The organism is Enterococcus faecium (assembly GCF_029023785.1).
Classification (GTDB): domain Bacteria; phylum Bacillota; class Bacilli; order Lactobacillales; family Enterococcaceae; genus Enterococcus_B; species Enterococcus_B faecium.
In genome coordinates, this window is the sequence record NZ_CP118955.1 from 908069 (window position 1) to 922410 (window position 14342).

The 14342-nt window shown below is 34.7% G+C and carries 15 protein-coding genes and 2 pseudogenes; 12 read left to right on the top strand and 5 right to left on the bottom strand.

The window, feature by feature from the left end; genetic code table 11:
- Window positions 1-5 precede the first annotated feature (5 nt).
- Window positions 6-482, top strand: a complete 477-nt coding sequence (locus PYW34_RS04290; RefSeq protein ID WP_002295186.1) for a PTS sugar transporter subunit IIA — start codon at window positions 6-8, stop codon at window positions 480-482.
- A 158-nt stretch (window positions 483-640) separates the two neighbouring features.
- Here PYW34_RS04290 and PYW34_RS04295 read toward each other — a convergent pair whose 3' ends face one another.
- A complete protein-coding gene (locus tag PYW34_RS04295) occupies window positions 641-1600 on the bottom strand; it encodes an IS30-like element IS6770 family transposase (protein ID WP_002325007.1) in 960 nt (319 codons plus the stop codon).
- 295 nt (window positions 1601-1895) lie between these two features.
- Between PYW34_RS04295 and PYW34_RS04300 the strand changes: the two genes are divergently transcribed.
- The 3 genes from PYW34_RS04300 (at window position 1896) to PYW34_RS04310 (ending at window position 4620) form a co-directional block, all read left to right on the top strand.
- Entirely contained in the window at window positions 1896-3221 is a 1326-nt protein-coding gene (locus PYW34_RS04300; RefSeq protein WP_002333089.1) for a Y-family DNA polymerase, read from the top strand.
- Entirely contained in the window at window positions 3214-3564 is a 351-nt protein-coding gene (locus PYW34_RS04305) for a hypothetical protein (protein WP_002290348.1), read from the top strand. The genes PYW34_RS04300 and PYW34_RS04305 overlap by 8 nt, the downstream gene beginning before the upstream one ends.
- Before the next feature lie 147 nt (window positions 3565-3711).
- Window positions 3712-4620, top strand: a complete 909-nt coding sequence (locus tag PYW34_RS04310; protein ID WP_002337288.1) for an IS982-like element ISEfm1 family transposase — start codon at window positions 3712-3714, stop codon at window positions 4618-4620.
- A 193-nt stretch (window positions 4621-4813) separates the two neighbouring features.
- Here the strand turns inward: PYW34_RS04310 and PYW34_RS04315 are convergent, their stop codons facing one another.
- Window positions 4814-5071 carry a hypothetical protein gene (locus tag PYW34_RS04315; RefSeq protein ID WP_002295273.1) on the bottom strand — a complete coding sequence of 86 codons (258 nt, stop codon included), beginning with the start codon at window positions 5069-5071 and terminating at the stop codon, window positions 4814-4816.
- Window positions 5072-5233: 162 nt separating this feature from the next.
- Between PYW34_RS04315 and bsh the strand changes: the two genes are divergently transcribed.
- Window positions 5234-6208, top strand: coding sequence for a choloylglycine hydrolase (gene bsh, locus PYW34_RS04320; protein WP_002334499.1), 975 nt, complete (start codon window positions 5234-5236; stop codon window positions 6206-6208).
- A gap of 538 nt (window positions 6209-6746) precedes the next feature.
- Here the strand turns inward: bsh and PYW34_RS04325 are convergent.
- Window positions 6747-7046 carry a DUF5960 family protein gene (locus PYW34_RS04325; protein ID WP_002325004.1) on the bottom strand — a complete coding sequence of 100 codons (300 nt, stop codon included), beginning with the start codon at window positions 7044-7046 and terminating at the stop codon, window positions 6747-6749.
- 5 nt (window positions 7047-7051) lie between these two features.
- A complete protein-coding gene (locus PYW34_RS04330; RefSeq protein WP_002293960.1) occupies window positions 7052-7282 on the bottom strand; it encodes a hypothetical protein in 231 nt (76 codons plus the stop codon).
- Between the two features lie 553 nt (window positions 7283-7835).
- Between PYW34_RS04330 and PYW34_RS04335 the strand changes: the two genes are divergently transcribed.
- The gene (locus tag PYW34_RS04335) at window positions 7836-8078 is read left to right on the top strand and encodes a DUF2087 domain-containing protein (protein ID WP_002293958.1); all 243 of its coding nucleotides are present in this window, start codon (window positions 7836-7838) and stop codon (window positions 8076-8078) included.
- A gap of 87 nt (window positions 8079-8165) precedes the next feature.
- On the opposite strand, the pseudogene PYW34_RS13045 reads toward PYW34_RS04335, so the two are convergent.
- Window positions 8166-8312: pseudogene (locus PYW34_RS13045) on the bottom strand (CPBP family intramembrane glutamate endopeptidase); the annotation flags it as partial.
- A gap of 56 nt (window positions 8313-8368) precedes the next feature.
- Between PYW34_RS13045 and PYW34_RS04340 the strand changes: the two are divergent.
- The 6 genes and pseudogenes from PYW34_RS04340 to alsS form a co-directional block, all read left to right on the top strand.
- Window positions 8369-8683, top strand: a pseudogene (locus tag PYW34_RS04340) (glycoside hydrolase family 88 protein); the annotation flags it as partial.
- A 28-nt stretch (window positions 8684-8711) separates the two neighbouring features.
- Entirely contained in the window at window positions 8712-9971 is a 1260-nt protein-coding gene (locus PYW34_RS04345) for an ABC transporter substrate-binding protein (RefSeq protein WP_002334178.1), read from the top strand.
- Window positions 9972-10023: 52 nt separating this feature from the next.
- Window positions 10024-10920, top strand: a complete 897-nt coding sequence (locus PYW34_RS04350; RefSeq protein WP_002293955.1) for a carbohydrate ABC transporter permease — start codon at window positions 10024-10026, stop codon at window positions 10918-10920.
- A gap of 64 nt (window positions 10921-10984) precedes the next feature.
- Window positions 10985-11800, top strand: a complete 816-nt coding sequence (locus PYW34_RS04355) for a carbohydrate ABC transporter permease (protein WP_025477565.1) — start codon at window positions 10985-10987, stop codon at window positions 11798-11800.
- Window positions 11801-11809: 9 nt separating this feature from the next.
- Entirely contained in the window at window positions 11810-12472 is a 663-nt protein-coding gene (locus PYW34_RS04360) for a DUF624 domain-containing protein (protein ID WP_002297646.1), read from the top strand.
- Between the two features lie 205 nt (window positions 12473-12677).
- Window positions 12678-14342 (top strand): acetolactate synthase AlsS, encoded by a 1665-nt coding sequence (alsS, locus tag PYW34_RS04365; RefSeq protein WP_002293952.1) that lies wholly within the window; start codon window positions 12678-12680, stop codon window positions 14340-14342.

The following is a 14342-nucleotide window of genomic DNA, read 5'->3' on the forward strand; positions in this document are numbered from 1 at the left end:
TTAATATGTTTGAAATTTTCAAAAAGAAAAAACAAGAAACTTTTTATGCACCTTGTTCCGGAAAAATCATTTCCATCACAGAAGTAAATGATCCTGTCTTTTCACAAAAATTACTAGGTGATGGTTTTGCCGTCATACCTGATGGTTCAAAAATTTATGCTCCATTGGCTGGTCGAGTAACAAATATATTTCCTACTAAACATGCTATTAATATAAAAAGCAACTCAGGCATTGATTATTTGATTCATATTGGAATTGATACAGTCGAATTACAAGGAGAGCCTTTTTCGATTTGTGTTCAAGAAAATGATGAGGTTACTCTTGAAACCTCGTTGGTTGATGTGGATTTTGACAAAATAATAAAATCTGGTAAAGATACTTCTGTTATAGTTGTTTTTCCGGAGAAAAATCAGTTCAATGATTTAATAATAGATAATGGTCGAATTGCTCATGGGAATTCATGTGGAAAAATCACTTTTTAAAAAAGTGTATATAAAAAGCTATAAAATAAGCTAAATAGGATATTTGTCAAATGAAGTTGGTGAACAGAAAGAACTGTTTTCTTTCTGTTCATTTTTTTATTTTATTAGTAATGATTCCCCATGCCAAATCATGATCCGTAATTTAAAGTTATGATTTGTCAAATTAAGCTAGAATAAAATGCTTCTTGTACATAGCTCAAAAATATTTCGATTGGTGTTCTGTAATTCAATGATTTTCTTGGAATATGATTACGTTGATTGCTGACACTGGAAATAAATGTCTGATTCACTTCTCTAAAATCCATTGATTTCGGCAGTCCATTACGACGCAGAATCCCGTTAGAATTCTCGTTTAATGGGCGTTGAGAAGGTGTTCCAGGGTCCGCAAAATATATATCAATATCATGTTGGTTACTAATGGCTTTCCAGTTAGAAAATTCTTTTCCACAGTCAAACGTAATAGATTTAAAGAAGTTTTTAGGGAAGCGAGAAAACCATTGATTAAGGGCAGTTTCAATATCTAATGCCTTACGGCCGTTGGGTTTAATCGTGATAATGACTTTAGATAATCTTTCAACTAAAGTAATGACGGCACTTTTATGATGAATGCCAACGATCGTATCACCTTCAAGGTGACCAAACTCAGAATTGAAATCAGGATAATTATCAGGTCGATCATGGATTGAGCGCTGATACTGTTGTTTTCCCCGTTTTTCCTGATGGCCATTGGGTTTTCTTTTACCTTTCATCGGTAGTGTGTCAATATCAAATATTCCTTTAGAAAATAAACGATAAAGTGTTCTCATACCGCATGAAACAGGCCTTTCTTTTCGCCCGATAATGACGTCAGGCATCCAACCAAGAGTGACTTTCTCTTTAATGTAATCTACTTCATGAGCAGGTAATTGAATGACTTTTCTACCACATTTTTTCTTATTTTCTTTATACTGGTGCCAATAATCAAGAGCAGTCTTGCCTTGCTTGAACTTATTGACTACATTATAAATAGTTTGTATAGCACGTCCCATTCGGTTAGCGATTTCAACCGGCTTATTATGTTGAAGATAATATGATTCTATCATTGTCAGTTTGTCTATGGTAAGATGTTTGTAGGTCATTTATGGTTACACTCCTTTGTTTTCTTTCGTCGGAAATACAATTTGAGTGTACCATAAATGCCTTTTTATTTTTCTAACTTAATTTTACAATTCGCGTGTATTATAAGAAAAGCTAAGAATGATAATTAATCGATTTTCAAAATATATAATAAAAAGATACAATGAGTTAACTATACAAATCAAAAGAAGAAGCAGGGGGATAGCATACCTATGCTTCTTTTTTATGTATTTAGCTATTTCTTCTTTACAATATCGAACATATGTTTGTATAACGTGAAAGAATGGAGTGTTATTTATGATGGATTATTCAAAAGAGCCAGTAAATGATTACTTTTTAATCGATATGAAAAGCTTTTACGCAAGTGTCGAATGTATAGAAAGAAATTTAGATCCATTAACAACAGAACTTGTTGTTATGAGTCGATCTGATAATACTGGTTCAGGATTGATATTAGCTTCTTCTCCTGAAGCAAAAAAGCGGTATGGTATTACAAATGTGAGTAGACCACGTGACTTACCACAACCATTTCCTAAAACACTACACGTTGTTCCACCACGTATGAACCTATATATCAAGCGAAATATGCAGGTAAATAATATTTTCAGAAGATATGTGGCTGATGAAGATCTACTGATTTACTCGATCGATGAATCAATCTTAAAAGTGACCCGATCACTGAATCTTTTTACGACTGAAGGAACACGAAGTCAGCGAAGGAAGAAGCTCGCTCAAATGATCCAAGAACGTATTAAAGAAGAGTTAGGTTTGATTGCTACGGTAGGCGTCGGCGATAATCCCCTTTTGGCTAAACTAGCCTTAGACAATGAAGCAAAGCATAATGAAGGATTTATTGCGGAATGGACGTACGAAAACGTTCCTGAAAAAGTATGGAATATTCCTGAAATGACGGACTTTTGGGGCATTGGCTCTCGAATGAAGAAAAGACTCAATCAGATGGGGATTATGAGCATTAGAGATCTTGCTAACTGGAATCCATACACCATTAAGAGCCGTTTAGGTGTGATTGGCTTACAGCTATACTTTCATGCAAATGGTATTGATCGAACTGATATAGCAATCCCACCAGAACCGACAAAAGAAAAGTCCTATGGTAATTCACAAGTGTTGCCACGTGATTATACTAGAAGAAATGAAATCGAGCTGGTTGTAAAAGAAATGGCGGAACAAGTAGCCATTCGTATCAGACAGCATAATTGTAAAACAGGATGTGTCCATTTAGACATTGGTACATCGATCTTAGAAACGAGACCAGGGTTCTCACACCAGATGAAAATCCCTATCACAGACAATACAAAGGAATTGCAGAATTATTGTCTTTTCTTGTTTGATAAGTATTATGAAGGACAAGAAGTCCGCCACGTCGGAATCACTTACAGCAAGCTATTTTATACTGATTCGCTTCAGCTGGATTTATTTAGTGATCCACAAAAGCAAATTGACGAAGAAAATTTAGATAAAATTATTGACAAGATTCGGCAAAAATATGGTTTTACGTCGATTGTACATGCTTCTTCAATGTTAGAAGGCGCTAGAAGCATTACTAGAAGCACACTTGTTGGTGGTCATGCGGGCGGAAATGGGGGAATTAAAAATGATTGATTACAATGATCGTGGTCGTTTAAAGTGGGCAGGGTTTTATTTATCTGATCATACTGAAGAGATCGATGCGGACAATGAGCAACGTACCAATCATAATTTGGCAAAAGAACAAATGACGACTGAAGATATTGTGAAAGTATTGAACGCTGCAGTCATAAAAAATAGATCAGTATGTATCCAAAAAGAAGAACGAAACGCCGAAGGATACTATCCATACGATATTGTTGGAAAGATCTTAGGTAGTGATGAGCTGGGAATCTACGTTGGAAAAGACAAAATTCACTACGACGAAATACGGCACATTGAATTTTACCAGGATAATAAGTGGAGTCGACTAGAATGAACATTATCCAGCAATATGAGCTAAAGTATATAACATACCCGTGGTGCTAGTTAATTTTTTCCTAGAGGAAAATGTCTAAACATGTTGGTAAATCAACAAAAAAACGCATATAGTAGTCTCAAAACTCCCAAGAAATGAGGACTACATATGCGTTCATCAAAATATACTGAACATTATACAGATACTTTTATAACATTCAAGGAAATTATGAGAACTGTTTCTAACATATACCACAATTGTGTACCAGATAAGATTAAAAACCGAAGAAATACTGATCAACTGAAGCAACGCGATACAGTGATTATTGCTTGTGTTATATGGGGCATAATTAATGGCTATACTAGCCAAAGAGCCACGTATAGAGCGGTTTGTTCCGTCTTATTTCCTAATGGTGACTTTCCTAGTAGGAGTCGATTCACTCGCTTAAGTTCAAACTTAGCTTACACTATCAAGTTTATTCGATACTTTTTCATCAAGAAGCTCACCAAAGGTGAACTAGTCGGAATTATAGATAGTTTTCCTAGTCCATTATGTAAGCCAGTTAGAAATAGACAAGCAAAACTATTGAATCAAATAGCCAAAGTTGGCTATAACTCAACAAAAAAATCTTATTTTTATGGTCTTAAAATTCATATGATCGTTACTAAGACTGGCTTTCCGATTACTTACTCAATCACGAATCCAGGTGTCCATGACGTGAAAGTGTTAGAGACTTTATCGGAAGAAGCGAATCTTCCCAATATCCTAGGGGACAAAGGATATATTAGCCATAAAATCCATGAAAAGCTTGCCCTTAAGGGCATTACTATATCCGTTCCGCCACGTAAAAACATGGATAAATCAGAAAAACTAGACCACAGCTTACTTGGAAAACAAAGAAAAACAGTTGAGACTGTTTTTTCTTCCTTAGAAAAATTAGGTTGTCAAAATTTCAACTCACGTTCTGTTAAAGGGCTAGAGAGTAGATTTGAAAGCATATTACTGGCTTACAGTGTTCTATTAAGTCGAGCACAACGACGTTTTGAAGGAACTTTGAGATATTCTTTAGGATATTAAAATTAACTAGCACCACGGGTTATAATAATAGTCGTAATAGCTGATGAATCAAATTCCCAATCTTTTTACGCATTTAAACAGCGAAGCGTCTTCGGACGCTTCTTTTTTGTACTACAATCAATATTTATATTTGGATTACCTCCAGATAGTTTCTTTGTATAAAAAAACGACTCATAATGAGTCGTTTAATAGATCAGAGTAATAAGTCATTGATTTCTTTAAATTCTTTATCAAGTTCTTTTTCATCATATTTTTCATATTTATCAGCTTCATGAAGAACTTTTTTAATTTCATGAATAGCCTTTCGTTCAACTAACCATTTTTTTAGGTTATGTTTTTTTTCTGGATTTTCAGATAACGTATCAAGTTCGTCTAACTCTTTATCCAGTTTATTGACAACAGAAACAATTTTGTTTACAACTTTTTCTTCTTTGTTTTCTAAATTTGACATTTATCTTCACGTCCTTTTTATTTGATAATTTAAGTATAGAACTTTGATATAGTTTATACAAATAAAAACGCTTCTTTGTGTATTCTGTGCTTTTCTTTTGGAATGAGGAAAACTTTGGAGTAATATGAACGTGGACAGAAAAATATTTAGGAGGAATAAACTATGTGTACGTCTATTACTTATGTAACAAGTGATCATTATTTTGGAAGGAATTTTGATTATGAAATATCTTACAATGAAGTAGTCACTATTACTCCAAGAAATTATAAGTTGAATTTTCGAAAGGTAAATGATTTGGATACTCATTATGCAATGATTGGTATTGCCGCTGGTATAGCTGACTACCCTCTTTATTACGATGCGACAAATGAAAAAGGATTGAGTATGGCTGGACTAAATTTTTCTGGGTATGCTGATTATAAAGAAATACAAGAAGAGAAAGACAATGTATCTCCTTTTGAATTTATTCCTTGGATTTTAGGACAATGCTCAACAGTAGGAGAAGCTAAAAAATTGTTAAAAAATATCAATTTAGCAAATATAAATTATAGTGACGAACTTCCTTTATCCCCTTTACATTGGCTATTAGCTGATAAAGAAAAATCAATTGTCATTGAAAGTATGAAAGATGGACTTCATATATATGATAACCCTGTGGGCGTTCTTACCAATAATCCTTCATTTGACTATCAATTATTTAATTTAAACAATTATCGTGTCTTATCGAGTGAAACTCCTAAAAATAATTTTTCAAATCAAATAAGTTTGAATGCCTATAGCCGCGGTATGGGAGGGATAGGCTTGCCTGGAGATTTATCCTCAGTATCTCGTTTTGTTAAAGCGACTTTTACGAAGCTGAATTCTGTATCTGGAGATTCAGAGTCAGAAAGTATTAGTCAATTTTTCCATATCTTAGGTTCAGTAGAACAACAAAAAGGTTTGTGTGATGTTGGTGATGGAAAATATGAATATACAATTTATTCTTCTTGTTGCAATGTTGACAAAGGAATCTATTATTATCGAACATATGAAGACAGTCAAATTACTGCAATTGATATGAATAAAGAAGACTTAGATAGTCATAAGTTAATTAGTTATCCAATTATAGAAAAACAACAAATTAAATATATAAATTAGTTAATGTGTTGTGATTGATTATTTAATATAGATATAATACAAAAAGGCAAAGATATTTTCAAAACATTTTTTCTTGATGTGATATCCTTGTCTTTTTTGTAATGTTTTTAACTTATTGCTTTTGCAAAATTTATTTACCTGTTTTCTGGATCAACGATAGTGTATATTATGCTATCCTTGTTTGGATTTTAGGACGTTTAAAGAGGCACTTTTTTACATAACTTAATCCATAGACCTTTTAAGCCTGCTGTGAGATAATAATAAAGAAGAGTTTAAAGCGCACCCCAAACCACTTCCCCATAAGTGTATTACGCTTTAAACTCTTTTATATTTGAATTCACTAAGAAGCATACCATATTTTTGAAAAAAAGTGAGAAAAAAGGCTTATAATTAGGATTTAGAGTAATTAATTAGATGTTTATTTTATAGGACTGATATTATAGATTACAAATAGTATCGTATTTCGCAATCTTAAAATTATCTTCTTACTGTGAATAAGATAATAAAATTTGTATTTGTCCTTTTTAGGTAACTTATTTTAATCTATATACCTTTCTGGATCAACGAAAGTATACTTTATATAGTCATAACGCCGATGATCGCTTCGAGCGTCTGGCACGTCAGTCACGACATCAAACAAAAAATATACGTCTTTCTTCATTCTAGTTTTCGCAGCAGGGATTTTAAAGTAGTTCTTATTAGAATAGTAGAGATTGATTAATAAGCTATCTTCGATTGCTAAAAAGAAAACTTCTGAATTCCATACTTTATAAAAATCTTTGATAAATCTATTCGAATGGTCAAATTTAAACCATAATTGCGTCTCATTAAAAAGCATAACCATTACTCCGATCTATTTTTAAACTTAGTTTCTACCTCTAATATATATCGAGTTTTTATTTTGCCTTCAGAGAATACTGTTTCTTTTTTTGCAGTTACAGGTTGGTTATTTTCGGAAAAAGCTAATATAGCTAAGATTGAAACATCCATCTGGAATTTATCTTTTTTGCTGCTTTTCTCATAAAAGTCTGCATATTCGTCACTGATATTTTTTCTAATAAATTCTTCCATCATAAAAATCACCTCAAAACGATTATACGAACTTACGTTCTTATTGTAAAGCGATATTTGAGGGGCAAAAAGGGGGCAAAAATGCGTTTACCTTTGATATATCTCAGATTGAACATAGTGTTTATTTTATGTCGGTATTGTTGATTTATAGCTGTTTTGAGGGTGTTAGATACATAATAGAATATAGTGGTTTTGTTTACGTGCATTACACGGAAAAGCTGCTCGTATCAAAGAAATCCGTCGTTAATCATTGTTATCAGACTGAGAAAGAACCCTTGGTATTCAAGGGTTCTTTTTTCTTAGCATGTAATTTGAACACCCTGATCCAGTTTTTTTCTTTAATTATTGGTAGGGGAGAATAATGGATTAGAATAAATCTACCTATAAGTAGTAGTAAAAAAAAGAGCACTATGATAATATCTTTCTTAAGAGTAACCGCTTTAATAAAAAATCCAGAATATTCTAACATAAATGGAGTATTCTTAGAATCAAAAGGAGAAAGAAGATGGTTTATACTTATACGGAGCAAGAAAAAATGAAAGTTTGAGACACATTCATGAATGATGGAAAAGTAAAACAAGTACCAAGTTCAACAAAAAAGAAAAACATCCTATTGAAAGAAGTCTTGAAACGCTTTGACCATGGAGTGACTTATACAGAAACAGAGGTTAATTCGATACTGCTGAACGTATTTTCTAGTGGCGATTATGTCGAACAAAGACGTTATCTAATCACATTTGGCTTTTTCAAAAGAAGTTCAGACGGTCGGGCATATCAGATGATGGGAATTGAAAATTAGAAGTTTTAATTTATACTCATTGAAAAAAGTTCAAGTATGCGATATTGGTTCTACACCGCATACTTGAACTTTTTTTGTCATCTGTATCTATAATACAAAGCCAAGAACGTTATTCAAAATATGGATAGCTATGATAAAAGCTAATGAGCGATTCGCAGTTAAATAAGCAATCGTCAGTAAAATCGTTCCAGGAGCGTACATGAAAAAATCAATTGGATGCGTTACATGAATAAAGATAATTCTCTTTTATTTGTACGAATAAATACCAAAACGTACCTCCTAAAATTAGATTCAAAGAAGATAGCAAAGAGGAAAAAGATAGTTCTGCAGCAGCTATAGCGGCATGTGGATTGCTAGAACTTTCCAAACAACTGCCTGTTTCAGATCCTCGTCATTTCGATTACGAAGAGATAGCAATCAAAATCTTGGAAGAATTACAGAAAAACTATACAACGAAACGAGTTAACGGATCAAACGGTCTGCTTCTCCATGCCGTTTATGATAAAAACAGCTTAAAAGGTGTAGATGAATGTGTGATCTGGGGCGATTACTTTTATGTAGAAGGAATCACTCGTCTAGCTAAAACATGGTACTGTTACTGGTGATGTATAAGAGAAGAGGAGGATTCATATAATGAAGCGATGGAAAAAAATGATGATTGGATCAATAGTTTTAGGAATGTCACTCGTATTTGGTGCTTGTGGTAATCAAGAAGACAGTAGTGAAGAATCAGCAAATGAAATTACCGTTTCGACATGGAATTATGAAACAACACCTGAATTCAAAGCGCTCTTTGAAGCATTCGAAAAGAAAACGGGAATCAAAGTGAAAGCAGTAGATATTGCTTCAGATGATTATGATACGAAACTCACCACGATGCTTTCTTCTGGAGACACGACAGATGTATTGACGATGAAAAATCTTTTGTCGTATTCAAATTATGCTTTACGAGATCAGTTAGTCGATCAACCAGAACGAATTAGAGAATTAGACACTGATGCTGCTGAAGAAACATATGAAATGTATGATATCGATGGAAAAACATATGCATTGCCATATCGAACGGACTTTTGGGTACTATATTACAATAAGAAAATGTTTGATGATGCAGGAATCGAATATCCAAAAAATCTAACTTGGGACGAATATGAAGATTTAGCAAAAAAACTTAGTAAAAATGACGGACAAGTTTACGGAGCATATCAACATATCTGGCGTTCGACAATCCAAGCTATTGCAGCTGCTCAAAACGAGGCGAATCTTGTTGAACCAGATTATCAATATATGACTGATTATTATGATCGAGCATTGAGGATGCAAAAAGAAGGCGCGCAGATGGATTTTGGCACGGCTAAATCAACGAAAGTAACCTATCAGTCTCAATTTGAAGAACAAAAAGCAGCAATGATGTACATGGGAACTTGGTATATGGCTGGCATACTCGCAAACAAAGAAGCAAGTAAGACAGAAGTAGAATGGGGAATTACAGCTATTCCTCAGAAGAAAAAAGGAGAATCGGTCACGACGTTTGGCTCACCAACAGCATTTGCTGTCAATAAAAACTCAAAGAAACAAAAAGCGGCGCAAGAATTTATTGAATTTGCAGCCAGTGAAGAAGGAGCAAAAGTATTAGCAGGAGTAGGAGTAGTTCCTTCATATCGTACGGATGAGATTGATCAGCTTTATTTTAATCTCGCTGGAATGCCAACGGATGAAATTTCTAAAAAAGCTTTTTCTCCTGATGAAATCAAACTTGAATTTCCGATTGATACGTATGGGCCTGCAATCGATAAGATTTTACAAGAAGAATATGACTTAGTTTTGGTTGGAGATGAAACGCCGGAAAAAGGAACGGTAAATATGGAGAAACGTGTAGCTGCGGAAAAAGAATAATCATGAAAGGAGAGAAGCCAAGAGATCAAACACTCTTGGTTTCGTCATCGAAATGGAGAATAGTATAAATAAGAAAGCTACAAATCATTTGCGTAGAAAACGAACGTGGATCGCTTATTCGTTTATCGCCCCGAATTTCATTGGTTTTTTCGTTTTTACATTAATACCAATCCTGTTTTCGCTTGTACTAGCATTTATGAAATGGGATTCTTTTTCAACGCCAGAATTTGCTGGACTAGATAACTTTCGTAAAATGGCCAACGATGAGACATTTTGGATTTCTTTGAAAAATACTTTTTTATATACCGCTGCTGTAGTGCCTGGCACACTTGTTTGTTCGTTAGGGCTAGCTTTACTACTAAATCAGAAAATTAGAGGGATGAAGCTTTTTCGTACGATATTTTTCTTTCCGTATGTTACTTCCTTAGTAGCAATTGCTGTTGTTTGGAATATGTTGTTTCATCCAACAGTGGGACCTATTAATATCTTTTTAAGACGATTTATTGAACATCCTCCAGGTTGGACTTCAAGTTCAAATTGGGCGCTTTGGGCAATTGTAATTGTCAGTATTTGGCGAGGGATGGGTTATTACATGATTCTATACCTTGCAGGACTACAAAGTATCCAAAAAGAACTATATGAAGCGTCTTCGCTAGATGGAGCAAACCGTTGGAAACAATTTTTGAATGTGACATTACCTTCGTTGAGACCAACAACCTTCTTTGTAACGATCATGCTTGTCATCAATTGTTTCAAGGTGTTTGACCTTGTGCAAGTGATGACGGATGGCGGCCCTGGTCGAGCGACAAATGTGCTGGTTTACCAAATCTACAATGAAGCATTCAAAAAATTTGATTTTGGTTATGCTTCAGCTATTTCACTTGTTTTGTTCGTAATTGTTTTGGGCGTTACGGTTGTTCAATTTTCTTGGAATAAGCGTCGTACTTAGGAGGTGTGATATGGAAGAGAGTGTTCGAAATGAAAGAAAAAAAGCAAAAATTCGTTCAAAAAACATGCCCTTTATTCAATGGTTGGGTATGATTCTGCTGATTGTATTAGCTTTATTGACGATCATTCCTTTTTTATGGATGGTTTCTGCTTCATTCAAAGCAAATAATGAAGTGTTAACGATTCCGATTCAATGGATCCCTAAAACTTGGCATTTAGAGAATTATCTGGTTATTTGGTCTCGTATTCCTTTAGTGACATTTTTTAAGAATACAGCTTTTTTAAGCGTTGTGATCACGTTGATTCAGTTGTTTACTTCTAGTTTTGCTGTTTACGGGTTTTCTGAACTAAATTTTAAAGGGCGCGATATTTTATTTTTAGCATATATCGGCACGATTGCTGTCCCTTGGCAGTCTTATATGATCCCGCAGTTCATTATGATGAGAAAAGTGGGTTTAACAGATACGTTGTGGTCGTTGGTGCTATTACAAGCGTTCAATGCTTTTGGTGTGTTCTTGTTGAAGCAATATTACAGTAGTATCCCAGATTCTTTATGTGAGAGTGCGCGGATCGATGGCTTATCAGAGTGGGAAATCTATCGCAAGATCATTTTACCTCTTACAAAACCGGCGATTGCCAGTTTGACGATCATCACATTCGTTAATACATGGAACGATTATATGGGGCCATTCATTTATTTGTCTTCTACGGAAAATAAAACAATCCAGTTAGGGTTGAAAATGTTTATTGGGCTATTTGATGCAGAGTACGCATTAATCATGGCTGCCTCAGTTGTTTCTGTTCTTCCTGTTGCTTTTATATTTTTAGCGATGCAAAAATATTTTGTAGAAGGGATCGCTTCATCAGGAATGAAGGAATAGGAGGTGATTATGAAAGAGCAGCGTTTTGACAAAAATGTTTATATGGAATTCTTTTATTGGTTGTATCAATCATTGGCAAGTAGCCTTTGTTTTTGGTGTGTCAATATCTTGTATATAGCAGCTGCGTTCCTTTTGTCGATAGATGGAAGGAATGTCTTTTCCTTTATTTTTTCTTTACTTTTTATTGGTCCAGGTTGCATCGTGATGATAGGTATGACAGAAGAATTAGCAAAAGAAAAAAGTTTTTCACCAGTACGTTTGTTCATAAAGACGTTTCGCCAATTTTGGCTAAAGGGATTTTTTTATTGGCTATTTGCTTGGATAGTTAGTGTGATAATGATTTTTGATTGTTTCTTTTTTATACGTTTTTCTTATGGAAAATGGTTGATTCCGTTGTTTGTTTTACTTGCTTGTTTATCAGTTTCCTTTAGCATCAACTGCTGGTATTTTCAGGTGAGAAATCCAGCGTCGAAACCAAATCAAGTTCTACGGATAGCGTTCTACTATACGTTGAAAAAATGGTATGTGAGTTTACTAGATTTTTTACTATTGACAAGTTTGTTTCTCTTCTTTTTCGTAAAGCCCCAATGGTGTATTCTACTAGGTCCTTCTATCGTATTTGGTTTGATTTACTTCAACAATCGTAAATTGATGAGAACTATGGATCTGTAGACTTTATAAATTGAAACTTTCAATTAAGAATGACAGTTTTTTATGTAAAAACTGTCATTCTTTTTCATTTTTTGAAACATATGGCTAAACAAATGAAATAAAACATGCTATACTTTTGAATGAAACAGGTTTAGAAACTGTATCACTTATTTGTGATTATTTCTAACTAATAATTAAAAATAAAGCATAAAAAGGACGATGTTCAATGGCTAAAAAAATGAAACAAGGTTCGAAATCTGTAGTAGAAAGTTTGATTAATCATCATGTTGATTATGTATTCGGTATACCAGGTGCAAAAATCGATGGTGTATTTAATGAATTAGAGGATCAAGGTCCTGAATTAATCGTGACTCGTCACGAACAAAATGCTGCATTTATGGCACAAGCAATCGGACGTATTACAGGAGAGCCAGGAGTAGTTATCGCAACAAGTGGTCCTGGTGCTAGTAACTTAGCTACAGGTTTGGTAACAGCGACAGCAGAAGGTGACCCAGTTTTAGCAATTGCCGGACAAGTAAAACGAAGCGATCTATTGAAGTTGACCCATCAAAGCATGGATAATGCAGCACTGTTCCAGCCAATCACAAAATACAGTGCAGAAATCCAAGATCCAGAAACAATTTCAGAAGTGATTGCCAATGCTTATCGTATGGCTAAGAGTTCAAAAAAAGGCGCGAGCTTTATCAGTATCCCGCAAGATGTAGTGGATGCACCTGTCCAAGGTAATGTCATCAAGCCATTGAGCGATCCTAAATTAGGTTCTGCTTCTGCAGATGATATCCGTTACCTAGCTGAACGCATTAGAGAAGCAAAACTACCGGTACTATTAGTAGGTATGCGAGGATCAAGTGAAAAAGAAACGTTAGCCATCAGGCAATTAGTTGAAAAGACAGCATTGCCTGTTGTAGAGACATTCCAAGCAGCTGGAGTGATCTCACGTGAATTAGAAGCGCATTTCTTTGGTCGTGTGGGTTTATTTAGAAACCAACCAGGAGATATGCTTTTGAAACGAAGTGATCTAGTTATTGCAATTGGCTATGATCCAATCGAATATGAAGCAAGAAACTGGAATGCGGAAAAAGATGCGCGGATCATTGTGATCGATGAAGCGCCAGCTGAAATCGATCCTTTTATGCAGCCTGAAAGAGAATTGATCGGTGATATCTCAGCCACTCTTGATTTATTGACAGGTTCATTAGAGCCTCAACAAGTGTCAGAAGATGCAAAAGAATATTTAGCATCTCTTCAAGCAAAATTAACGGAGCGGGACATTGTTCAATCAAAAGGAGAAGCAGGTATCTTGCATCCTTTAGAAGTTATTAACACGCTTCAGTCAAAAGTAACAGATGATATGACTGTTACCGTAGATGTAGGTAGTCATTATATTTGGATGGCACGCCACTTTAGAAGTTATGAACCTCGTCATTTGTTATTCAGTAATGGTATGCAAACGCTTGGTGTTGCATTGCCATGGGCGATTTCTGCTGCATTGGTGCGTCCAAATACACAAATCGTATCAGTTTCCGGCGATGGGGGATTTTTATTCTCTGCCCAGGATTTAGAAACGGCGGTACGTAAAAAATTGAATATCGTTCATTTGATTTGGAATGATGGACACTACAATATGGTAGAGTTCCAAGAAAAAATGAAATATCAGCGGGCGTCAGGTGTAGACTTTGGTCCAGTTGATTTTGTGAAATATGCAGAAGCTTTTGGCGCTAAAGGAATCCGAGCTACAAGTGTAGAGGAATTAGAAAAAGCTTTAGAAGAAGGATTTGCGACAGAAGGACCCGTAATTATTGATATTCCGATTGATTACCGTGATAATGAGAAATTGGGAGAAACAATCTTACCAGATCAATTCTATTAA